The 23,129-nt window shown below is 36.3% G+C and carries 18 protein-coding genes; 1 reads left to right on the top strand and 17 read right to left on the bottom strand.

The window, feature by feature from the left end; translation table 11 throughout:
- Positions 1 to 3: 3 nt before the first annotated feature.
- The 3 genes from VB248_RS03955 to VB248_RS03945 all read right to left on the bottom strand — a co-directional run bounded on the left by VB248_RS03955 (position 4) and on the right by VB248_RS03945 (position 2,875).
- Entirely contained in the window at positions 4 to 822 is an 819-nt protein-coding gene (locus tag VB248_RS03955; RefSeq protein ID WP_323295438.1) for an aminotransferase class IV, read from the bottom strand.
- Positions 823 to 1,000: 178 nt separating this feature from the next.
- The gene (locus VB248_RS03950; RefSeq protein ID WP_323295437.1) at positions 1,001 to 1,732 is read right to left on the bottom strand and encodes a peptidase; all 732 of its coding nucleotides are present in this window, start codon (positions 1,730 to 1,732) and stop codon (positions 1,001 to 1,003) included.
- A gap of 147 nt (positions 1,733 to 1,879) precedes the next feature.
- A complete protein-coding gene (locus tag VB248_RS03945; RefSeq protein ID WP_323295436.1) occupies positions 1,880 to 2,875 on the bottom strand; it encodes an alpha-E domain-containing protein in 996 nt (331 codons plus the stop codon).
- A gap of 366 nt (positions 2,876 to 3,241) precedes the next feature.
- On the opposite strand from VB248_RS03945, the gene VB248_RS03940 reads away from it, so the two are divergent.
- Positions 3,242 to 5,953 carry a TonB-dependent receptor gene (locus VB248_RS03940; protein ID WP_323295435.1) on the top strand — a complete coding sequence of 904 codons (2,712 nt, stop codon included), beginning with the start codon at positions 3,242 to 3,244 and terminating at the stop codon, positions 5,951 to 5,953.
- Between the two features lie 76 nt (positions 5,954 to 6,029).
- Here the strand turns inward: VB248_RS03940 and VB248_RS03935 are convergent, their stop codons facing one another.
- From VB248_RS03935 to VB248_RS03875, 14 genes are all read right to left on the bottom strand, one after another.
- Complete coding sequence (locus VB248_RS03935; protein ID WP_323295434.1) at positions 6,030 to 7,712, bottom strand: sensor histidine kinase; 1,683 nt, start codon at positions 7,710 to 7,712, stop codon at positions 6,030 to 6,032.
- A 92-nt stretch (positions 7,713 to 7,804) separates the two neighbouring features.
- A complete protein-coding gene (locus VB248_RS03930; RefSeq protein ID WP_323295433.1) occupies positions 7,805 to 8,917 on the bottom strand; it encodes a sensor protein KdpD in 1,113 nt (370 codons plus the stop codon).
- Between the two features lie 137 nt (positions 8,918 to 9,054).
- Positions 9,055 to 10,134, bottom strand: coding sequence for a porin (locus VB248_RS03925; protein WP_323295432.1), 1,080 nt, complete (start codon positions 10,132 to 10,134; stop codon positions 9,055 to 9,057).
- A 219-nt stretch (positions 10,135 to 10,353) separates the two neighbouring features.
- Entirely contained in the window at positions 10,354 to 10,920 is a 567-nt protein-coding gene (locus tag VB248_RS03920; RefSeq protein WP_323295431.1) for a K(+)-transporting ATPase subunit C, read from the bottom strand.
- A 142-nt stretch (positions 10,921 to 11,062) separates the two neighbouring features.
- Positions 11,063 to 13,108, bottom strand: a complete 2,046-nt coding sequence (kdpB, locus tag VB248_RS03915; protein WP_323295430.1) for a potassium-transporting ATPase subunit KdpB — start codon at positions 13,106 to 13,108, stop codon at positions 11,063 to 11,065.
- A 164-nt stretch (positions 13,109 to 13,272) separates the two neighbouring features.
- Positions 13,273 to 14,967, bottom strand: coding sequence for a potassium-transporting ATPase subunit KdpA (kdpA, locus tag VB248_RS03910; RefSeq protein ID WP_323295429.1), 1,695 nt, complete (start codon positions 14,965 to 14,967; stop codon positions 13,273 to 13,275).
- A 3-nt stretch (positions 14,968 to 14,970) separates the two neighbouring features.
- Entirely contained in the window at positions 14,971 to 15,048 is a 78-nt protein-coding gene (kdpF, locus tag VB248_RS22570) for a K(+)-transporting ATPase subunit F (RefSeq protein ID WP_407652867.1), read from the bottom strand.
- 863 nt (positions 15,049 to 15,911) lie between these two features.
- Positions 15,912 to 16,649 carry a hypothetical protein gene (locus VB248_RS03905; RefSeq protein WP_323295428.1) on the bottom strand — a complete coding sequence of 246 codons (738 nt, stop codon included), beginning with the start codon at positions 16,647 to 16,649 and terminating at the stop codon, positions 15,912 to 15,914.
- Positions 16,639 to 17,754: an AAA family ATPase gene (locus VB248_RS03900; RefSeq protein ID WP_323295427.1), complete on the bottom strand. Its 1,116-nt coding sequence runs from the start codon at positions 17,752 to 17,754 to the stop codon at positions 16,639 to 16,641. Before VB248_RS03900 ends, VB248_RS03905 begins: the two co-directional genes overlap by 11 nt.
- 458 nt (positions 17,755 to 18,212) lie before the next feature.
- Positions 18,213 to 19,370: a Fic family protein gene (locus tag VB248_RS03895; protein WP_323295426.1), complete on the bottom strand. Its 1,158-nt coding sequence runs from the start codon at positions 19,368 to 19,370 to the stop codon at positions 18,213 to 18,215.
- A 283-nt stretch (positions 19,371 to 19,653) separates the two neighbouring features.
- Complete coding sequence (locus VB248_RS03890) at positions 19,654 to 20,406, bottom strand: shikimate dehydrogenase family protein (RefSeq protein ID WP_323295425.1); 753 nt, start codon at positions 20,404 to 20,406, stop codon at positions 19,654 to 19,656.
- 149 nt (positions 20,407 to 20,555) lie between these two features.
- Positions 20,556 to 20,972: a Holliday junction resolvase RuvX gene (ruvX, locus tag VB248_RS03885; RefSeq protein WP_323295424.1), complete on the bottom strand. Its 417-nt coding sequence runs from the start codon at positions 20,970 to 20,972 to the stop codon at positions 20,556 to 20,558.
- 60 nt (positions 20,973 to 21,032) lie between these two features.
- Positions 21,033 to 21,665 (bottom strand): hypothetical protein, encoded by a 633-nt coding sequence (locus VB248_RS03880; RefSeq protein ID WP_323295423.1) that lies wholly within the window; start codon positions 21,663 to 21,665, stop codon positions 21,033 to 21,035.
- Between the two features lie 148 nt (positions 21,666 to 21,813).
- The gene (locus tag VB248_RS03875; protein WP_323295422.1) at positions 21,814 to 22,983 is read right to left on the bottom strand and encodes an AI-2E family transporter; all 1,170 of its coding nucleotides are present in this window, start codon (positions 22,981 to 22,983) and stop codon (positions 21,814 to 21,816) included.
- Between the last annotated feature and the right edge of the window lie 146 nt (positions 22,984 to 23,129).

The following is a 23,129-nucleotide window of genomic DNA, read 5'->3' as shown; positions in this document are numbered from 1 at the left end:
AGCCTAATACAACTTTTCGTAGTCCAAAAATAGTTCTTGCAATTTCTTTGTGATTTTACCCACTTTTCCTTCACTAAAAACATGATTATCGGTTTGGGTAATGGCTACAATTCTTTTTGTACTTCCTGTTGTGAATACTTCGTCGGCTTCAAAATATTCTTGTAGCGAGATGTCTCTTTCTTCTACAACAAAGTATTTCTTAGCGAAATTAAGTACGTGTTTGCGTGTTACACCAAACAAAGCACCGTCCACAGGCGTAATGATTCTTTCATTTTTTATGATAAAAATATTACTTCTCGACGACTCCGAAATATTGCCATTCAAATGGTAAAGTACATCATCAGCCCCCGAAGCCTTCATTTTTGCCAAAGCCCTAATCGGTACGATATAATTTAAGGTTTTGATTTCAGGAATTTCTCTTCTGTATTCCATACTCATCAGTTTCATTCCAACATCGGCTGGTTTAAACTCAAAAGGTTTTCCCATCACAATTAGGTTTGACTCAGCCGCAGGCGTGTAGCCATCTACCGAAAATCCCCCAGTCAGTATCATTTTAATACCTAACAAAGGCATTGGATGCAAGCGAATAATTTCAAGAATAATTTCACGGAGTTTGTCTCTACTTTCTGGAATAGGCAAGGCCATCAAACGAGCAGAGTTTTCAAAACGGTCGAGGTGGTCTTCAATAAAAATCGGTTTTCCGTCAATCGCTCTAAAAAAGTCAAAAATACCATAACCTCTAATTAAAGCAAGGTCAGAAACATGGATGCGTGCATCTTGAGCAGGTAGAATACTACCATTGAGATAAATATATTCTTTCATTGTTGATTTTTAGCTACAAGCCATCAGGCATAAAACAAACATCCAATGGCTAAAACCCGAAAGAGCTTAAATTAAGAAGAAAGATTGAATAAATAAAGTAGCAGAAAAGGATTTTGAAGGGATTACAAAAACAAGAGGCTTGGAATTGAATCCCAAGCCTCTTGTTTATCTTAATTTTTTATACTTCACAGCTTTTTTCTAAGATATGTTGTAGCCATTCGTTAGGGAGATTATCAATAGAATCTTTCAGAAGAGAATTCCATTTTTTAGTCACTTCGTTCATGTCTTCTTTAGTAAGACGATGTTCGATGATACTGAAACTATTTTTTTGATAAACAATAACGTCAATCGGATAATCAACATCACTGGCACTTACTTGGGTAGCATCAAAAGAAAGGAAGCCTAATTTTAGTGCATCTTCCAAAGATGTTTCATAAGACAAAGTACGGTTTAATAAAGGTTTTCCATAATTAGAATTACCTATGATTTGGTATTTTAGTCCTTCATTAATTTCAATCCAGTTGCCTTCCGGAAAAATCAAAAACAATTTATGCTCATCATCTTCAGGCATTTGTCCGCCTACGATAGAGTGTAAATTGAAATTATAGCCTTCTGATTTCAACATAGCCTTGTCTTCCTCGGCAACTTTTCTAATCATATCTCCGAAAGCATTCACTGCCTCAAACATATAATCAAACTTACAGCCTTTTTCTTCGGTAAGTCTGTTGAAATAAATAATTGACTTATCACGAATAGACCTCAGTCCAGCCGTCATAATAAAAAGTGAATGGTTTCCTACTTCGTGAATAGATACCTTTTTGTTGGAGTAAACCTCCGTGCCAGCGGTTATTCTTGTGTCTGCAATCGCCACAAGTCCGCCACGTACTTTAATCCCTAAACAATATGTCATGTGCACAGTCGATATTTAATTTGAATAAGTGCTATTAATTTTTTGAATTTGTTTTTGAAAAAATAGACTTAATTCACGCTTTATTGGTAAAATAGTGGTCTGTATTTTTAAGTAAAAATAACTATTACACAAAATTAAACAAACTCCTTATTGTTCTACCATGTTTGCTGTTATTTCTTCATTGATTACTGGTTTTAAATCAAAATATGTTTTGAAGATTTCTTCGCCTACGGCATTGTTTTTTTGCTGAAACTCATCAAGATACTGATGTAAACCAGTTGTAAAAATATCTTTGATTTCGGTAAATTCTACTTCTGAACGCAATTTACTAAGTGCTTTTTCTGCAGAATTTGAATACGAATTTGTGATAGCAGTACCAGAGATTTCGTACAAAGAAATTTCAGCCTGACGGATACAGTGCATTACCGAGCGAGGGAATTTTTTATCCAACAATAAGAAATCTACAATCGACGCAGGGTTCATTACTTGGTATTGTTGGCGAAACATATTATATGCACTCACCGACTTCAATACCGACGACCAAAGCATAAGGTCGAGTGGCGAACCTACGGCATCAATTTCTGGAAGTAAAGTAAAATATTTCACATCCAAAAATCTGGTAGTTTTGTCGGCTCTTTCAATCAATCGCCCAAGCCTTCCGAAGTGCCAGCCTTCGCCTCTGGTAATGGTAGAATCTACAATTCCATAAAACAATTGGCTACCCGTTTTGATACTTTCTAAAAATCCTTGGTAACGAGCCAGCTCCCAAGATTTACTTTCGGCTGCGGCATCCTTGACAGTCCAATAAATTTGATTGACATACTCCCACATCTCACGAGAAATACTTTCACGAATTGTTCTTGCATTCTCACGAGCTTCCAACAAACACGATAAAATAGAATTAGGATTCTTCACATCAAAAGCCATGAAGTACAAAACATTTTCACGTGTTGGGGCATCATAGTGCTTCTGGAAGATATAATTATCCGCCGTAGCAATAATAAGCGGCTCCCATTGTTCAGGAACGTCTGGTGGCAGGTCAAGTGCTAAATTGAAGTTTACCGAGATAAAGCGGGCATAATTATCGGCACGTTCAATGTACCGATTCATCCAGTAGATAGAATTTGCTACTCTGCTAAGCATACGTTTGGGGTTAATGCGTTATGGTGAAAAGTACTTATTCAAACAATTTTACTTTTTGATTTACCTTACGATATTCTCTAAAAAAGCTAATATTGTTCGATTCTTCATGTTTACTCATTCATAAAATTAGAAGAAATTTCTTTTATTCAATAGATTATCTAAGATTTTAGCTACTATAATTTTTTTTGCAATAATCTATCCTTTGTTTAGTTATATTTTTCCTTGAAAAATAATTATTCCTATTTTTTTCAAAAAACAAAAAAAAGTGTTTCCGTGCTTAAAATTGTTTTTTCTATTATATTGCAGGGCGTTTATTAAGTTTTCATTAAAAAAACCAAATAATTATTAATCTTTTCTAAAAATCACATGAAAAAAATTCTTCTACTTGTACTCGTTGCCATGCTCGGATTTTGCGGACAAATCCAAGCTCAGACAAAAACCCTTACGGGGAAAGTCACAGATTCAAAAGATGGTTCGGCTCTTCCAGGTGTATCAGTTGTAGTAAAAGGCTCTAAATTAGGTACTGCTACCAGTGGCACTGGTGAATTTACATTGAAAGCTCCTAATGCAGCTACAACGCTTGTTTTTTCTTCAGTAGGTTATGTTACAAAAGAAGTTTCAATTCCATCTTCTGGCGTATTAGCCGTTTCGCTTGACCCTTCTTCAAGTCAATTAGAAGAAGTAGTAGTTTCAACAGGTAGTAGAAACTCGAAAAGAACAATGACTGATACTCCCCTTCCGATTGACATCCTTTCGGCAAATGAGTTGAGATCAACAGGTCAAACTTCTTTCGACAAAGCATTACAGTATCGTGTACCTTCATTCAACACAGTGAACACGCCTGTAAACGATGCAACGTCATTACTTGACCCTTACGAAATCAGAAACATGGGACCAAGCCGTACCTTAATCTTGATTAACGGTAAGCGTAAAAACACAAGTGCTTTGATGTACATCCAGACTTCTCCAGGTCGTGGTGAATCAGGTGCTGATATTTCTGCTATCCCACAACAAGCTATCAAACGTGTTGAAATTCTTCGTGATGGTGCTTCTGCTCAGTATGGTTCTGATGCGATTGCTGGGGTAATGAACATTATCTTGAAAGATAAATTTGATTACGGTTCGGCTACTTTAACAACAGGTATTACGCACAAAGGTGACGGAAAACACATCGGATTCTCAGTAAACAATGGTTCAAACTTCGGTAAAGGCGGTTTCGTAAATTATACAATCGACTTTAGCCGTACTACGTTGGCAAACCGCCCAGGAAAAGTAAGTGCTGAAGCAGAGGCAGATGCAAACTTAGGTTTTGATGCCCCTTTAGCTCAAGTAAAGAGTTTCTTAGCACTTAAACCAGATGCTGGAAACATCAACGGTCAGCCTGAAAACACAGCTGCTAAATTCTTGATTAACAGTGGCATACCAGTTGGCGAAACTGCTGAATTGTACTTCAATGCAGCTTATGTTTATAAAAGAGTAAACAGCTTTGCTAACTATCGTACTCCTTATTGGAGAACTACTGATGATGGACTTTTAACTCCAGCAGGACAGCCATATCTTGGTTATGTGCCTACTTTCCAAGGAGATTTGAACGACTACAATGCTACTATTGGTGTTAAAAATGAGAAAAATGGTTGGAAAACAGACCTTAGCTTTACAACAGGTGGAAACAAACAACTTTATACAGTTTCAAATTCTCGTAACCGTAGCTTAGGTAAAAACTCTCCTACTTATTTCAAACCAGGTGGATATGAGTTTTCACACAATGTTGGAAACATTGATATTTCAAAACAATTGAACGACAAATTAAGTCTTTCATTTGGTTCGGAGTTCCGTGCTGAAACATTTACCGTATTCGTAGGTGATACTTCTTCTTATGTAGGAACTGGTGCAGACTCATTCCCTGGAACTACTCCAAACAATGCTGGTTCAAATAGCCGTTTCAACTTTGGTGGTTATATCGACTTAGGCTATGACATCACTGACAATTTCTTAGTAAACGGAACTATCCGTTCTGAGCATTATAGCGACTTTGGTAGTGCTACTGTTTACAAAATAAGCTCACGTTATAAAGTAAATGACAAAATCACGCTTCGTGGTTCGTACTCTACTGGTTTCCGTGCTCCATTGTTGCACCAAATTTATCAGCAACAAGCTCAAGCAAGTTTCGTTCCTGGACAAGGTATCCAAACTAAAGGTATCGTAAACAACGTGAGCCCTCAAGCTTTTGCATTGGGTGTACCTAAATTAACGCCAGAAAAATCTACTAACTTTACACTTGGTTTAGGCTTAAATCCTACTAAAAACTTGAGCGTTACTTTAGATTACTACAACATCAAAGTTAAAGACCGTATCGTTTTAGGTTCAGAAATCGCAGGTACTTCTGCTGGAAATACTGCATTGGATAATATCTTGAAATCAAATGGTATCGTTGCTGTAAGTTTCTTCGCAAATGCCTTAAATACAACTACTTCTGGTCTTGACTTTGTAGTTTCTCAGAAAAACATTGATTTAGGAATGGGTAAATTAGGTATCAACTTAGCTGGTAACTATACTTTTGAAAATAAATATACTTCAATCAACAACCCTAAATTGATTGCTGATGCTGGTAAATCTATTTTCGATAGAACGCAAGATGCTTTGTTGTTCTCTTCTCGTCCTAAATACAAAGTAATTTTAGGTTTTGATTACTTAATCAAAGGAATCAACATCAACTTGAACAACACATTATTTGGTAAGACTCGTTTCCACCAAAATGGTTTAGATGCTAATACTGATACAGAATTTACTCCAGCAGTTGTTTCTGACTTAGCAATCTCAATTCCTTTATCGAAACAAACGACTTTTTCTTTCAACGTAAACAACGTATTGAATGTAATGCCTAAATGGGATTTCATCGACCTTAAAACTGGAACAAAAACTCGTTTCGATGCTAACAACAACGTACCAACTGCTAAATATTGGGAACAATATAACTTGATTACTTTCAACGGTCGTTATTCAAACGTAACTTATGATGGTTCTCAGTTCAGCCAATTAGGTACAATTTTCAATGCAAGCTTGAACGTTAAATTCTAATTTACATATCTCTAATTGCATTATTAAACAAAAAAGCCAGTCTTAATGACTGGCTTTTTTGTTTAATACGTTTCCGCTAAACCTTCAAAGAAAAGTAAAAAGTACTACCTTTCCCGATTTCAGATTCTACCCAAATTTGTCCGTTTTGGGCTTCAATAAACTGGCGAGCGATGGCTAAACCCAAGCCTGTTCCTTTCTGACTATCGGGTGTTTGGAAGTACTTATCGAATATTTTTTCTAAATATTCTTGTGCGATTCCTTTGCCAAAATCTTGTACAGAAAATACTACTGTTCCATTTTGGCGAATGGCTGAAACGATAATTTTGCTATTTTCGGGACTGTAACGAATGGCGTTTGTCAATAAATTCACTAAAATCCATGCTGACTTTTCGGCATCAGCTTGTACTTGTGGAAGTTTGTCTGAAAGCTGAATTTCAATTTCTATATTTTGTTGCTGTGCTTGAAATTGTATTGCCGAAGTTGCGTATTCAATGATATTTTGCGGTGCTACGGCTTGTAAATTCAAACTGATTTTGCCACTTTCTACTTGGGTTAAATCCAACAATTCGCCTGTAATATTTAACAATCGCTGACTATCGGATTTGATATTTTCTAACAATTGGCTTTGCTCTGGATTCAGGCTTCCAACTTTTTCGTTTTCTAATAATTTCAAACTCATTTTTATCGCTGAAATTGGCGTTTTTAATTCATGCGAAATCGTGGCGATAAAGTTGGTTTTGGCTTCATCTAATTCATGGAAACGAGTAATGTTTTTCAATAAAATTACTTTTCCTAAAATTTTCTGATTGCTTTCAACCGTTAAAGTTTCTTTGGTAAAATAGCTTTCTCTTTCGTCTGCATAGATTTTAATTTCTTTATTTTGCTGTTTTTCATTCAAAAGTGTTCTCAGCAAATCGTTGTAAATGGCAACATCGGGAGCATATTTTCCTATCAAATCTTCTGATTTCACATTCAACATTTTAATGGCTACAATATTGACGAAGAGTATTTTATTTTGTTCGTCTAAACCAATCACGGCATCGTTCAGATTGTTGATAATAGCTTCAATTCTACTTTTTTCAAAAAGTATTTTTGCCAGATTTGAATGCTCGTACTCGTTCAATTTTTCAGCCATTGAATTAAATGCCGAAGCCAATTCGCCAAATTCATCTTCCGAAGAAAAATGCAGGCGTTGTTCATAATTTTTATTGGTAATTGCCTGAATACCTTTGGTCAGTTCTTTAATGGGATTGGCAATGTAAGACGGGAAATTGACGATGAAAGTAAAAGTCAGCAACATACAAACGATGGCAACCATTTTTAAATAATTGCTGGCATTTTCGGCGGTTTTCAAAGCCAAATCATTTTTCCGAACAATGCCTTGTTGATTCAACTCAGCAATGTTGAACAATGCTTGATTCAGTTTGGTAAAGTGTGTTTCTGAACTATCTTTTTTAAATTCAAAATAGGCTTTCCGTAGATTTTGCGTAGCTTCAAGCTCGCCTACTTCCGTTACGTTATGGGCTTGTTTCTCCAACAAAACTTCAAAAGATTTATGCTTGGCAGTATCAACCGACGACCAAGTATTGAGTATTTCTTCCATACCTTGCACATATTCCAAGGACTCAATATTATCTTTCAAAATTTTGCTGGAATCTGCCTGTAATTGATTCAGATAATACGTTCCCATACCGCCCAACAAGACGATGACGGAAAAAAGGAAGAATAATCCCAGTTGAAGTTTTGCTTTGATTTTCATGGTAATTAGCTGTGAGTTGTGAGCAATGAGCTTTCAGCTTTTTTTGATTGCCTGCCAGTGAAATAATAGACAACCATTAATGAGTAATCTATTTAACTTAAAATCACAATATCAATATCCGAAGACGATAGTTTTTTTAGTAATTGATTAAATAAATTCGTTGCCAAGATAATTCTGAATAAACTAAAATGTGGTTTTCCGATACAAATTGTCGTGATTTCGTACTTTTCAGCGATTTCTACAATACTTTTTGCTACCGAATCACTTGGTATTCTGATGACTTCCGCTCCTAATTCAGTGGCTAATTTCAAATTATTAATCAAATGCCTTTGCGTTGCTAAATTGATTTTGTCTCCCGATTCCGAAGGCGTTTGAACATACAATACAAACCATTTTGAATCATAATGCGAAGCCAATCGAGCCGTTTTGCGAATGATATTTTTGGAAGTATTGGCATTAGAACTGATACAAGCCAAAAATCGTTCATGGGTAAATTTGCTACTGGCTACTTCATTGAATACTTTTCTTTCTACTTGATGAGCTACTTCTTTTAAAGCTAATTCTCTCAATTGCAATAATTTAGCAGGTTGAAAGAAATTATTCAAGGCAGTTTCTACTTTCCTCAAATCATAAATTTTCCCTTCTTTGAGCCTTGTAATTAATTCATCAGCCGTTAAATCAATGTTTACCACTTCGTCGGCTTGTTGCAAAACCCAGTCGGGTACTCTTTCGGCTACTTCTACATTGGTAATTTGTTTTACTTCGTCGTTTAGGCTTTCAAGGTGTTGAATATTGACGGCAGAAATCACATTAATGCCTGCATTCAGAATGTCCATGACATCCTGCCAACGCTTTTCGTTTTTAGAGCCTTCAATATTAGTATGAGCGAGTTCATCGACAATAGCAATTTCTGGACGTTGGTTGATTACAGCTTGCACGTCCATTTCTTCTAATTCTTTGCCTTTGTAAAAAAGTTTTCGGCGAGGAATCATAGGAATACCTTCCAACAAAGCATGAGTTTCGGCTCGGTTGTGGGTTTCGATATAAGCAATTTTTATATTGACATTGTTTCTGAGCAAAGTGTGGGCTTCTTGCAACATCCTAAAAGTTTTGCCCACCCCAGCACTCATACCAATGTAAATTTTAAACTTCCCTCTTTTGGAGCTTTTGATTAAATCTAAAAAATATTGAGCCGAATGTTCCATGTTTTTTTAGCAATGAGTTATGAGCTGTGAGCTTTCAGCCTTGAGCTTTGAGCAGTGAGCTATGAGTATTGAGCTATAAAATATTGGGATACTTATTTAATAGTAAAGCTCACTGCTCATAGCTCGTCGCTCAAAGCTCAAAACTGAACAGCCATTGAAGTATTCAGTGAGAAATTATTGTTCACCGTTTTTCCTTCTTTTATAAAAATATTGTCTTTACTTTCTAAGTACTTCCCTTCTATTCTCCAAAGTAGATTGTCATTTACTTTATAGTCGATATTCAATGAATAGCCTTTTGTTTGAAAGCCATTTGTCGTGTTAGTGGCGATAATTACGCCATTTTTATCTTGATAATACTCCCAGCGTACCGCTCCTGACCATTTTGTATTTGCGGTATATTTTAAAATTGCCACAGGACTATACCAAGTATTGTACTCAGACGAAGCCACCGCTTTTTGTTCTAAACCATAATCAAATCCTGCTATCAAACCCAATGTTGAAGACAGTTGAAAAATACCATAAAGATTTGAAAAATAACGCTCTTGCTTTTGGCTACTTGGTTTGTCATTTCCGATAAAAGTACTCCAATTCAGTGTGGTTTTTTCATTCGGTTTAAATTGTACTTGCGTTCCTAAAGCCAGCGTTTGGTTTCCATCTGGTCGTTTGATTCGTTGCCAACCATTCAATGCCAAAGCTGAAAGCGTCCAACGATTGTCTGCATTGATATAGGTAATTTTCACTCCTGACTCATAATAGGGTGAATTTTCCGCCAAAATACTTCTGGTGAGCGTCCAACAATCTTTTGAAATGGCACTTTCAAAACCAATATGAGAAGGCATAATGCCTGCATCCAACCAAAGGTTTTGTTTATTTGAAAGTTTCACTCCTACGTTCGCTTCAAAAACGTGTTGCAAAAGTGAAGGTTCGCTTGCCAAATTGTACTGGGCATAAGTACCAGTCATCAAAGCTAAATTCGCTCGTGTGTTTGCTGAAAGATAAGTGCCTTTGATAAAACCGAGATTGAGATTCAACTCATTATGTCGATTATGATTGTACAAAAAGCTTGGTCTTTCATGATTAGCTGGTTGATTGAAATCATAAACATAATATGTTTCCAAATAACCCGACCAAGTAATACTTGGTTTACTTTCAGTTTGTCCAAAAATATTGACTTGGAAAAAGAACAAGGCAATTAATGTTAAATAAATGGTTTTCATGATATGAGATTGTTTTTGTGAATTGTTTTATCTCATAGTTTTATAGGTTTAGAGTTGAGACTCAAGCGAGGCTGTACAAAAAGGATGTAACAACCAAATGTTCTTTAGGAAAAGACCTCACCCCCAACCCCCTCTCCTGCAAAGAGGGGGCTTTTTTAGTTCCCAAAGCTCCCCTCTCAACAGGAGAGGGGTTGGGGGTGAGGTCTTTAGTGAGTTCACTCAATTATTCACAGCTTCCAAAGCAATATTCAATTTCAACACATTTACTTTTTCTGTTCCGAACAAGCCTAAAAGTTGTTTTTCGGTTTGGGCATTCACTAAATCGATTAATTTTTCTTTCGATAAATGTCTGATTTTAGCAATTCTGTCAACTTGTACCAAAGCAGCTTTTGGCGAAATGTGTGGGTCGAGTCCACTGCCAGAAGCCGTTACTAATTCAGAAGGAATTTCTGCTTTGGGTACTGTTGGATTATGTACTAAAAAAGTATCAATACGAGCTTGTACTTGTGCTAAATAGTCAGGATTGGTAGTTCCTTTGTTTGAACCACCAGAACCAGCAGCATTATAATTCACCGCCGAAGGACGACCATTAAAATACTGATCTTGATCGAATTTCTGACCAATATTGGCTGCTCCAACAACTCTACCTTTGTATTTCACAAAAGTAACTTTTCCTTTATCAGGAGCAAGTTGAGCAAAACCCAACACAATTAAAGGATACACAAAAGCAAATAGCAATACACACAACAAAGTGAGTTTAAGTGCTGGAAAAAATTGAGTTTTCATCTTCTTGTCTGTTATCGGTTAACCGTTAATTGTTATCTGTTAATAGTTAACCGTATATTACTTTAATAAACTTTCTTAATTTGGGAACTTTTTAGCTCAAAAGAACTCCTTGATAACCGATAACCGATAACCGATAACCGATTTAGAAAAACATTCCCACCGCCAAATCAAGTACTTTGATACCGATAAAAGGAATAATCACACCGCCGAGTCCGTAAATCAATAAGTTTCTTCTTAACAAAGCACTCGCTCCGATAGGCTTATAGTCAACACCACGCAAAGCCAAAGGAATCAAAGCAGGAATGATAAGGGCATTGAAAATCACAGCCGATAAAATAGCACTTTCGGGCGAATGTAAGTGCATAATATTCAAGCCTTGCAAACTTGGAATACTGGCAATAAACAAAGCTGGCACAATGGCAAAGTACTTGGCTACGTCGTTGGCGATAGAAAAAGTAGTAAGCGTACCACGAGTCATCAATAATTGTTTACCGATTTCTACAATCTCAATCAATTTTGTTGGGTCATTATCCAAATCCACCATATTTCCCGCTTCTTTGGCAGCCACCGTTCCAGAATTCATGGCTACGCCTACATCGGACTGAGCCAAAGCTGGTGCATCGTTTGTACCGTCGCCCATCATCGCTACCAATTTTCCACTGGCTTGTTCGGCTTTGATATAGTTCATTTTATCTTCTGGTTTTGCTTCAGCGATAAAATCATCTACGCCTGCTTTTTCGGCAATATACTTGGCTGTCAGAGGATTATCACCCGTTACCATTACCGTTTTAATGCCCATTTTTCTCAAACGTTCAAAACGTTCTTGAATACCTACTTTAATAATATCTTGCAATTCGATAACGCCCAATACTTTTTCATTTTGAGTTACGACCAAAGGCGTACCGCCATTACTGGCAATAAATTTTACTTTGTCAGCAATTTCGGTTGGGAAAGAATTGCCTGCACTTTCTGCAAGATTTTTCATAGAATCAAAAGCACCTTTACGAATACGAATACCATTCGCTAAATTCACACCCGACGAACGAGTTTCTGCGGTGAATTTTATCAGTTCAACATCATTTTGTAGTACTGGAATCTTCAATCCGTGACTACCTGCCAACTCAATAATAGACTTTCCTTCGGGCGTATCATCTGCTAATGAACTTAATACTACGGCATTCATAAAAGTCTTGTTATCAGTGCCATTGGCTGCGTAAAAATTGGTTGCTTTTCGGTTTCCAATCGTAATTGTTCCCGTTTTATCCAACAACAACACATCTATATCGCCTGCCGTTTCTACGGCTTTCCCTGATTTTGTAATTACGTTAGCACGCAAAGCTCTGTCCATTCCAGCAATACCGATTGCAGATAATAAACCGCCAATTGTGGTAGGAATCAAGCAGACAAAAAGTGAGATAAAAGCGGCAATCGTAATCGGCGTATTGGCGTAATCTGCAAAAGGTTTTAGGGCTACGCAAACAATGATAAAAATTAAAGTAAAACCTGCCAAGAGTATCGTAAGAGCAATTTCATTCGGTGTTTTTTGGCGAGAAGCACCTTCTACTAAAGCAATCATTTTATCCAAAAAGCTCTCGCCGGGTTCGGTCGTAACAACTACTTTGATTTTATCAGAAAGTACTTTTGTACCACCCGTTACCGAAGATTTATCGCCACCCGACTCACGAATGACTGGAGCAGATTCGCCCGTAATCGCAGATTCATCAATGGTTGCTAAACCTTCGATAATTTCGCCATCAGTAGGGATTGTGTCACCTGCTTCGCAGACAAATACATCACCTTTACGGAGTTGGGCGGAATTGACGATTTGAATTTCGTTTAAATACATTTCACCTACTTGTTTGATAAGCTTTGCAGGTGTTTCTTCACGAGTTTTACGCAAAGAATCTGCTTGAGCTTTGCCTCGTGCTTCGGCGATGGCTTCGGCAAAATTGGCAAACAATAGCGTGAAAAATAAGATGATTAAAACCGTTAGATTATAAGTAAATGAACCTTGGTCTGTATGATTGATGCTATAAATCGTAACGAATAACATCACAAGCGTTCCTAATTCAACCGTGAACATCACTGGGTTTCGGAACATTATTTTTGGATTTAGTTTTACAAATGAAGCAGCGAAGGCTTCTTTCACTAAATCCGCTTGGAAAAGCGAAGTTGGTTGGGTTTTCATGAGAGTAAGCTTTAAGCTGTGAGCATTGAGCTATCAGCTTTGAGTTTTGATATGAGAAATGAGATGTAAGCTTTGAGCTGTGAGTTATGAGCTTTGAGCTTTGGACTTTGAGTGTTTATTTCTAAAAATCTCACTACTCACAGCTCGTAGCTCAAAGCTTACAGCTATAAGCTAAAAAATTCTGCAATCGGCCCCAATGTCAGTGCTGGGAAGAATGACAGGGCTGCTACGATAAAAATTACGGCAAAGACCATCAAACCAAAAGTACCTGTGTCGGTTTTTAAAGTACCTGCACTTTCGGGAATGTATTTTTTATTGGCTAAAATTCCTGCAATGGCTACTGGCCCGATGATGGGTAAAAATCTACTCAGTACCATCACGATACCGCAACTAATATTCCACCAAAGCGTATTGTCACCCAAGCCTTCAAAGCCCGAACCGTTGTTGGCTGCTGAAGAAGTATATTCATACAACATTTCTGAAAATCCGTGAAAAGAAGGATTATTCAACCAACCAATCTCTGGATTTTTTACAAAAATGAAAGACGATAAAGCCGTAGCTCCCAGAATCATCAGCGGATGCAGTAGAGCGATAATCGTAGCGATTTTCATTTCTCTTGCTTCGATTTTTTTACCTAAAAATTCAGGAGTACGCCCTACCATCAAGCCAGAAATAAATACGGCTATGATGATAAAAACATAGAAATTAAGAAAACCAACGCCAACTCCGCCATACAAAGCGTTAATCATCATACCCAAGAGCGTAAACATTCCCGTCAGTGGCGTAAAGCTATCGTGCATGGCGTTGACAGAACCATTTGAAGTAACCGTAGTGGATATACCCCAGTAGGCAGAAGCGGCAGAACCAAAACGTACTTCTTTGCCTTCCATGCTACCAAGCTGTTGGGTAATTCCCATACGCTCAATGGCGGTATTGCCATTCATTTCTAAATAAATAGAAGGTATCAAGAACAAAAGGAATCCTAACGTCATTACACCAAAAATGGTGTAGGCTAATTTTTTACGTTTCAGATAATAGCCCAAAGCAAAAACCATCGCTATCGGAATCAATAAAATACTGCCTACTTCTACAATATTGGTTAGGTAATTGGGATTTTCGAGTGGGTGAGCAGAGTTTACGCCAAAGTAACCACCGCCATTTGTCCCGATTTGTTTAATGCCAATCATCGCAGCGGCTGGGCCACGAGAAACCTGTACAGTATCGCCTTGCATTGAAACAAAAGAAGCTTTTCCTTCTACATTCATAGGCGTTCCGTTGAAAAGAGTAATCAAAGCAACGACTAATGAAAGTGGCAATAAAATGCGAGTACAAGATTTCAAAAAGTAATTGTAAAAGTTGCCTAATTTGTCGGTAGTACGTTCTTTCATGGCATTAAAAACCATCGCACAAACTGCCATTCCTGCTCCTGCGGAGATAAATTGAAATAAAGTCAAACAAGCGATTTGTCCTAAGTACGACATGCCACTTTCGCCAGAGTAATGTTGTAAATTGGTATTCGATAAAAAGGAAATGGCAGTATTAAAAGCCAAATCTGCCGACATCGAAGGGTTTGCGTCTGGATTCCACGGCAACCAGCCTTGGTTCATCAAAATAAACATTGCCCAGAAGAACCAGAGTAAATTGATGGTTAGCAGAGCCGTAAGATGTTGCTTCCAAGTCATTTCCTGTTTGGGATTGATGCCCGAAATTTGGAAGAAAAGTTTTTCGATAGGATTAAAAACGGCATCCAGAAAAGTAGCTTCTCCACCGAAAACTTTGGCGATATATTTCCCCAACGGAATAGCACAAACGACGGTGAGGATAAACGTGAGGATTACTCCTAAAATTTCAGTATTCATTTTTTAGAATTTTTCAGGTTTTAACAAAACATAACACAAGTAGCCAAACACGGCAATAGATAGAGCAAAGAGGGCTGTCATCATGGTTATAAAAGAATCATTCGATTCGTTGAAGGTTAAATGTTTTCAAAAAAATCAATGGCTTTAAAAAAGAAAGCAAAGCACAAAAGCCCAGCGAGTAAAAGAAGGATTGTTATCATCGTTTTAATTATTTGTTCGATGACCTTATGCCAAAATATAAGCCAAGAAAAAAGAAACGAATGTTACTTATTGAAAATCAATAGAATAGAGATTCGAGCTTATTTTGGGACAATAAAAAAACCCTTCCATTTTGGAAGGGTTTTTATCAGAATGGAAGGGGTTTGGGATTTTGGATTTGTGATTTCGGATTTGGGTTAAGGCAATATTTCAGAGTCTTAACCCTCGCTTGGCGTAGTGTTTTCCACTACGTCAGTGTGTACAGCAATGTTACATTGCAAAAATGCAACGCATTTTATATTTTCCATGTTGCATGTTCTGTATAGCACTAGCCCTTTTGTAAACGGACTCGGTTGCGTTCTAAGAACGCCTGACACACTGACGGAAGGGAGGTTGGATTTTGGATTTGTGATTTCGGATTTGGGTTAAGGCAATATTTCAGAGCCTTAACTCACACAAACCGCATTCCAACTCACATTTTCCGAGTATCAATACAGAAAAAGCGAGTCGCTATACAGAAATGTTGATTTACAAGGCTGGATTTGTATCTGCTTGATACAGTTTTTGTGAGTAGCTACTCTGAAAAACTGAATACTTACTCACAGAATTGGAGATGCGATACAGAAATTGTGAGTTAAGACTCGGTTTTGCTGTATTAGGTTTCGTATTGTGTGACTCATGGCATAACTGAGGAAGAATTGTTGTTCATGCCATGAGTTTTGAGAGGGCCGAGTTGGAAGCTTGCTCTACGGAATTTTACTATCTGAAAGCAAATTTGAAATGTATTTACTTCCATAGTAATCAAATAGAAAAATTGGGAAGGCACTTAAAACCGCAACCGTTGAATCTATCTTAATATATTTTTCAACTTGTTTTTGAAAAATAGCATTTTGAAATATCATTTCGGAAGGTATAGAAAAATTATTTCGGAAAATATAATTCATTTTCCCGACGTGTAAGTCAATTAATTGAATCCAAATTTCTTTGGTATATTTTGTTATTTGCTTTAGTGTTTTATGTGCCTCGCTGTTTACAAGCTGTTTATAGCTAATATTTTTCTTGGCTTCTACTTTTAATTTTCTAAAATCAATTTCATCTGAACAATGCTTTAAAGCTTCTACCATTGGGTAACTAATATACATTTTACCAACAGAAGTTTCTTCATTGAAAAAACTTAATATTCTTTCAATTTTATCATCATCAGCCGAGGTTGCGTGTCCGTCATAATCAAAGAATAAATAGATTTCGGCGAAATCGCTTCTTTTATATTCAGAGAGTACTTTTTCATTTTGTCCTCGCTCTTTCAAGAGTTGAAAAGTATCCAAATCTTCATCTTCGTTGATTTGCTCGTAAAGCTGATAGACATCAGCACAATAGGCACAGTGAATGATTGAGTTTTCACTAACGAAATATTTCTGGAGATTATCTGTAATTTGCTTTTCGGTTTTCTCCCCTTCAAACACAAACAATATTTTATTTGACATCGAATGAACCTGCTTTATACATTTTCTCAATATTATGTGCTTCTCTCAACTCTTTAGAAGTACTTCTCGCCAATGATTTTATGGATTGTTTATACATCAAGAAATAACAATCAGGTCTTAATAAATCGTTGGAAATATTAGAAGTATTATGGGTAGTTAGCACAAACTGAACGCCTGTTTTTTTTAGTTCCTCAACAATGAGGGTTGATAGCTCGTGATGGTAAAAAGCATCAAATTCATCAATAAATAGAAATGAAATTTTTGATTTTTCTCTCAGTCGTTGTAACCAAAAATAAAAAAGCGTAAGAGCTTTTGTTCCATGCGAAGCAATCTGAAAAAAAGGAATAGGTTTTCCTTCAAAATCAAAAGAAAGAATCTCTTTATCAAATTCTTTGACAACCAACAACTTGCACTCTACACCAGCTTTATTTAAGAATATTTCAAAATCAGAAACATTCCCTTTTTTGATAATATCATCAGCCAATACTATCTTTTCAGATTCTACACCCAAAAACATATTTCCTTGTATCGACCTAAAGAAAAGCATCCCCTCAATAAACTGGAAAAAATGCAGAAAGGTCTCGTTTTCTATGTTTTTTTCCAACACCGAATTATTTTTAATGTATTTTAAAAGCGATAATTCTTTGTTGGCTAATGCTGTCTTTAAGTTTTCTGTACCACGTAAACTTACTCTGGCTTCATCGCTTATATTTCTATCAATATAAGCTAATTCTTTCCCGTTAATTGTAAATTTTTCGTAGATAATTGTTTTACGATTGATTTTGTGGTACTCATAAATAACCACATTTGAGTCAATCAAAAATTCATATTTAAACTTAGCGGTTTCAGCCTTGCTAAGTGCATTTAAGTAGATATAATATTCTGATTCATTGGTATTTGAATCGGTTAAATGTCCGATAATATCAAAAAGAGCAAGACCTAAATTCGATTTTCCAACACCATTATGACCATATATCAGTGCATTGTTTACAATACCGTCTTTAACGCTTGTTTTATTAAACTCGTAGCCGTTTGTATCTTGTAAATCAAATATGAACTCATTATTAAAGCTCTTAAAATTCGATACTGAAAATTTTATCAACATGATATTTCATTTGTTTTGTACAAAGATATAAAAGCAATTATCATTGCCGTAATTTTTTTACGGAAACTAAATTTTAAATTGATACCATATAAACATAAAATAGGTGTAATAGCATAAAATCAGAGCCTTAACTCACACAAACCGCATTCCAACTCAATTTTTCAGAGTACCAATACAGAAAAAGCGAGTCGCTATTCAGAAATGTTGATTTACAAGGCTGGATTTGTGGCTGCTGATACAGTTTTTGTGAGCTGGTACTCTGAAAAACTGGCTTCTTACTCACATAAATGGAGATGAAATACAGAAATTGTGAGTTAAGACTCGGTTTTGTTGGATTAGGTTTCGTATTTTGTGACTCATGGCATGACTGAGGGTGTGTTTTATTGATACAAATAATTGTTGAGTCATGCCATGAGTTTTGAGAGGGCCGAGTTGGAAACTCGCCCTACGGTTTTATTTTAATCATGTACAGGTAAAAATCCTTTTTCTCCTAAAGACTGAATGATACCTCTCAAAAGATAGTTGTTATCAAAGCGTATGACATATTTCCTTGTTCCATCCTTTTCAGGGATAAGCATCTTTTTATCTACCAATTTCCTTATTTGCCTTGATACTTCTGCATCAACTTTACCAATAAAAAATGCTTTTAAGTCACCTGCCTGAACCACTTGTTTCTCTACTACTTTCTTTAAAATTTTTGCTTCGTTATCGGTAATATATTTTCTATCTAATGAATGAGCAATTGCAGGAAGTAAAATTTCCTTCCGCAAAAAATCGTAATCTGATAATTTATCTATCTTCTCAATTTCTTCTTTTAGTCCTTTCAAAACATACTCTATCCAGATTAATAAACCAGCTTCTGTTCCTTTGTCGGCTTCCGATAAGTTTGAATAATAATCATTTCTATTACTACAAAAAACAGCCGTAGGATTAATAATCCTGCCTACATTAACATTAAAGCCTGTTTTGACCAACATTGCATAAGTAAACAAGCGAACAGTTCTACCATTCCCATTGCCAAATGGGTGAATCCAAACAAAACGGTGATGTGCAATTGCAGCTTTTATTAAATCATATTTAGGACTGTCTTCCTTAGCAATAAAGTCGAATAATTCAGTCATGTATTCTTCAACTTTTAGAAAATCGGGAGGTTGGTGACTTGATTTTTGAATTTTCAGATTTACTTTTCTGTATTCGCCAGGTGTGTAGTCGCCTTCACCATTTGGTGGAGGAAGTAAACCGTCAACAATCATCTTGTGCATTTCACTAATAAAAAATCTATTGATTGGGTAATCTTCTACATTTTCTTCGATAAAAGCCATCGCTTTTTCAATGTTCTGAATTTCCTTAATTCCTTGCGGAACGGTTTTAGTCTCTATTAGTTTTGTTTCAATATACTCAGCAATGGTTGTATTGTTTCCTTCAATTCGTGCTGAACCAATACTTTCCAATGTGTGAAAGATATGCTTTAGCTGGAAAAACACTTTAGGATGTGTTGAACCTCCAAGTGATTTTTTACGTAGGTAATCAAGCTCAATCACCAAATCGGTAAGTGAAGAATTAAAAGCAGGTTCAACTAACTTTAAATCATAATGGTTAAATTTTGCTTCTGACATTTATTTTACAGTTTATGATTTAACAAGTATTAAATTAACACTTAACAAGTATATGTGAATATACATTGTATGTCAAGCAATTACAAAAAAAATATTTTATAAACATTTAACAAAACATAAAAAAAGACTTACAAGCACATAAGTCTTATAAGTCTCTTAACTTATATAGCTTTTCAAAAAAATCTTCTTGAGTTTTTTTGAAATTTACTAAAATAGAAAATACTTTGAGTAACTACATCAGTAATTTAGTATCGGGTTAAAAACCCGACCTACGTTTTTAGGCTTATTCGCCCCAAATTTCCCAAGCTTTTTCGGCTTGTCCGTGAAGCATTTCTAAACCAAAATGAACTGATTTTACTCCTTGTGCTAATCCTTTCTTTAGAAAAGTGGTTTCTAATGGATTATATACAATGTCGTACAACAAGTGTTGGTCGCTTAATAATGAATAAGGAATGGCTGGAAAGTTTTCGGTTTTGGGGTACATTCCTAATGGAGTGGTATTCACAATCAAAAGATGTTCTTTCATTACTTCTTCCGTTAATTCTTCATAAGTAATTGTATCTTCTTCCTTTTTGCGAGAAACGTATTGTGTGGCTAAACCCAAATCTTCTAAGGCTTGAATGATTGCTTTGGCGGCTCCGCCTTTACCCAAAATCAGTGCTTTGGTAGGTTTTACTTCTTGAAACTCTGCCCACTTTTCTAAAGTCCATCTAAAACCCCAATAGTCAGTATTAAAGCCTTTGGTAGAACCGTCGGGCATTATTTTAATGGTATTCACTGCCCCAATTTTCAAAGCTCCTTCGTCCACTGCATCCAAAAATGCTATGATATTTTGCTTGTGTGGAATCGTAACATTTAGTCCTTTTAGTGAACCTGCGTTTTCTTTCAACAAAGCTGGGAAGTCTTGAATATCTGCTAATTCAAATTTTTCGTAAGTGTGATTTTCTGAAATGCCTAATTGCTGGAATTTTTCTGTGAAATATCCTTTAGAAAATGAGTGTCCAAGTGGATAACCTATCAGACCGTAAAGATTCATATTGATTGTTTTGGCTTTGATTTAAGGAGTGATTCGTAATATTACTTTAGGCAATAGGCAAAATTTATATTTTTTTATGATAAAAAGTGTTTTGCTTATGGCTTACAGCCTATTGCCTGAAGAAATACAATTAATTTGATTATTCATGATTACATACCTTTACTTTCCATAAACGATTGTAAAATAATGGTGGCTGATATTTTATCAATATTGCCTTTTTCTCTTCGGTCTTTTTTAGAATAACCGCCCGAAATCATAGTACTTAGTGCCATTGATGAAGTAAAACGCTCGTCGTGCAAGTGGATAGGCATTTCTGGAAAAGTCTTCTTTAAACCTTTCACAAAGCCTTTTACTTGTGGGGTATTGTTGGTATCTGCTCCGTCGAGATTCACGGGCATTCCTACCACAATCGCTTCTACTTCTTCTTTTTGGAAATATTTTTTCAGGTACTCGATAACGTCTTTGCTATGCACTGTGTCTAAAGCCGAAGCAATGATTTTGAGCGGGTCTGTTACTGCCATTCCTACTCGCTTACTACCATAATCTATGGCTAATATTCTTCCCATTTCTTCTTGTTGCTAAAATTACCTTTCGACCAAATTTCTGCAAAATAACAAAAACTATCTCTAATCTATGCGATAGCTAAGTCCAAAGGATAAATTTGCCCCTCTTTTTCCTGCTACTCCTACATTCAAGTTGGCAAAAGCTCCTAAATTTCTAAAAATAAAGTACCTCGCTCCTGTTTGTAAATAAAAAGCCGAACCCGAATCATCTAAAATTTTACCGTACATCGCCCCCAAGTACGAATCTAATTTACTTGGTTTGCCATCACTTTTTTGGTTGATAAAATGGTAGTTTAAACCCACGCCCAAAAAGCCATCTTCATACTTTGTACCATTTTTTGTTCTGTTACCGTACCAAGTTCTGGCTTCTATCCCAAACCTTCTGCCAAGTCCAAATTCTCCTGCAAACATGACGGGTAAAAGATTACTTTGATAGACAATCCCACCGTCCACTATCAAAGAACCTCTTTCAAATACATTCTGAGAATACCTTGCTGGTTGATTTACTACCTGCACTACTTCTACCTGCTTTTCGGGCGATACACTCGGCCTTACGCCTTTTACTACGGTATCTACCTCCACTACTACAACCCTCTTGATGGTATCGCTTTTGGTTTCTTGGGCTTTCAATGACAAAGGCATCAAACCACATACAAGTACCATAAGGTGTAATCTGAATCTGCTTACGTTTTTCATAGACTTATTTCGTTTAATTTGTAATGACTATACTATACAAACGTATTTTAAAGCCCTATTAGCTTTGATTTTTGTACTTTAAAAGCAAAACAAACACTAAACAACTGATAATCAATAGCAAATCAAGTAAAAAACATACTATAAAATCTTACTTTCTCTTCTTTCCTGTTACTAAAGATTTAACGTCTTCAGTAGTTTCGGCGATTGTTTCTACTAATTCTGGCACAAAATCGTGCATCTTCTTTTTCTTTTCGTTGAGATAACGAGTATGGTCTGGTTCACCCAAAAGGTAGCCAAAGGGTTTTAAATCTGGTACGGAATCGAATATTACTTTTAAAATTGCTACTGTTGGCAAAGACAAAGCCATGCCTGCAATTCCCCACAAAGCAGAACCCAAAATCAAAGCAATAATTGCCACTAAGCCATTGATACTGATCTTAGAACCTACTACTTGTGGTGTAATAAAATTGCCTTCTAAAAACTGAACAAAAGTAAAAACTGCTGCCACACCTACTGCATACATGGGGGAGTCTTTGGTTGCCAAAGCCACAACAATTGGTAGTATTGAGCCAATCAGAATACCCACAAAAGGAATTACTAAGAGTGCTGCTGCTAAAAATCCGAAAAAAACAGCATAATCAATTCCTAATGCCAATAGACCCAAAGTATTTAAAGTACCAACAATAATTGTAACGGTAATGAGTCCTTTGAGATAACTATGAACGACTTCATAAATCTTCGTTAAAACAGTATCAATCGTATATTTACGAGTGTTTTTGAAAGCTTTATAAAAAAAGAGGCGAAAGAAATCTCTATAATACAAAAAGAAAAACATATAAATGGGAATCAGAGCTAAATTGCCCAGCATACTACTTGTTACAGAAAGTGCATAAGTAAACACCGTTCCTCCGCTACTGAGTATGCCTGTACCATACTGACGTAAACGAGCATTTTGGGTTCTTCTTCCTACATGAAAAGTATCCTCCGTCCAGCGTTGTGCTTGGAGAAACAAATGTCTAAAGCGTTCCTCAAGTTGAGGGAAAATCTCACTAAAACTGGCAATTTCTGAGGAAGCTAACCAGATAATTCCGACTGAGAATAAAACAAAAATAATTAGTGCAAAAGTGACAGCCCATACTCTTCCTAAACCAATTTTTTCAAGCCAATTTGAAATGGGAAATATAGCCATTGCCAAAATCACAGCAATAAATAGCGGCACAAGAATATCCTCTAATACTTTTAACCAATACACCAAAAGCGTAACGCTGAGAAGTGCAAAGGCGAATTTTACGATATAAGGGAATTTTGGGGTTGTCATAAGGAATGAGGAATTGTGAGTTGTGAATGAAGAGTTGTCAATACTGGATTTCGGAATTGGGATTTCGGGTTTCGGATTTCGGTCTTCGGATTTCAGATTGCCGATTTCTGACTGCCGACAGCCGACCTCTGATTACTGATTGCTGA

This window comes from Arcicella rigui (genome assembly GCF_034929435.1).
GTDB lineage: Bacteria > Bacteroidota > Bacteroidia > Cytophagales > Spirosomataceae > Arcicella > Arcicella rigui.
This window is presented reverse-complemented; position numbering and strand designations above follow the sequence as displayed.

Bases quoted from the DNA above. Each gene is read 5' to 3' on its own strand.
- VB248_RS03935 (WP_323295434.1), bottom strand. From the start codon at position 7,712: ATGAAAATCAAAGCAAAACTTCAACTGGGATTATTCTTCCTTTTTTCC.
- VB248_RS03945 (WP_323295436.1), bottom strand. From the start codon at position 2,875: ATGCTTAGCAGAGTAGCAAATTCTATCTACTGGATGAATCGGTACATT.
- VB248_RS03940 (WP_323295435.1), top strand. From the start codon at position 3,242: ATGAAAAAAATTCTTCTACTTGTACTCGTTGCCATGCTCGGATTTTGC.
- VB248_RS03890 (WP_323295425.1), bottom strand. From the start codon at position 20,406: ATGAATCTTTACGGTCTGATAGGTTATCCACTTGGACACTCATTTTCT.
- VB248_RS03895 (WP_323295426.1), bottom strand. From the start codon at position 19,370: ATGTCAGAAGCAAAATTTAACCATTATGATTTAAAGTTAGTTGAACCT.
- VB248_RS03930 (WP_323295433.1), bottom strand. From the start codon at position 8,917: ATGGAACATTCGGCTCAATATTTTTTAGATTTAATCAAAAGCTCCAAA.
- VB248_RS03900 (WP_323295427.1), bottom strand. From the start codon at position 17,754: ATGTTGATAAAATTTTCAGTATCGAATTTTAAGAGCTTTAATAATGAG.
- kdpA (WP_323295429.1), bottom strand. From the start codon at position 14,967: ATGAATACTGAAATTTTAGGAGTAATCCTCACGTTTATCCTCACCGTC.
- VB248_RS03920 (WP_323295431.1), bottom strand. From the start codon at position 10,920: ATGAAAACTCAATTTTTTCCAGCACTTAAACTCACTTTGTTGTGTGTA.
- kdpF (WP_407652867.1), bottom strand. From the start codon at position 15,048: ATGACAGCCCTCTTTGCTCTATCTATTGCCGTGTTTGGCTACTTGTGT.
- VB248_RS03950 (WP_323295437.1), bottom strand. From the start codon at position 1,732: ATGACATATTGTTTAGGGATTAAAGTACGTGGCGGACTTGTGGCGATT.
- ruvX (WP_323295424.1), bottom strand. From the start codon at position 20,972: ATGGGAAGAATATTAGCCATAGATTATGGTAGTAAGCGAGTAGGAATG.
- VB248_RS03875 (WP_323295422.1), bottom strand. From the start codon at position 22,983: ATGACAACCCCAAAATTCCCTTATATCGTAAAATTCGCCTTTGCACTT.
- VB248_RS03925 (WP_323295432.1), bottom strand. From the start codon at position 10,134: ATGAAAACCATTTATTTAACATTAATTGCCTTGTTCTTTTTCCAAGTC.
- kdpB (WP_323295430.1), bottom strand. From the start codon at position 13,108: ATGAAAACCCAACCAACTTCGCTTTTCCAAGCGGATTTAGTGAAAGAA.
- VB248_RS03955 (WP_323295438.1), bottom strand. From the start codon at position 822: ATGAAAGAATATATTTATCTCAATGGTAGTATTCTACCTGCTCAAGAT.
- VB248_RS03880 (WP_323295423.1), bottom strand. From the start codon at position 21,665: ATGAAAAACGTAAGCAGATTCAGATTACACCTTATGGTACTTGTATGT.
- VB248_RS03905 (WP_323295428.1), bottom strand. From the start codon at position 16,649: ATGTCAAATAAAATATTGTTTGTGTTTGAAGGGGAGAAAACCGAAAAG.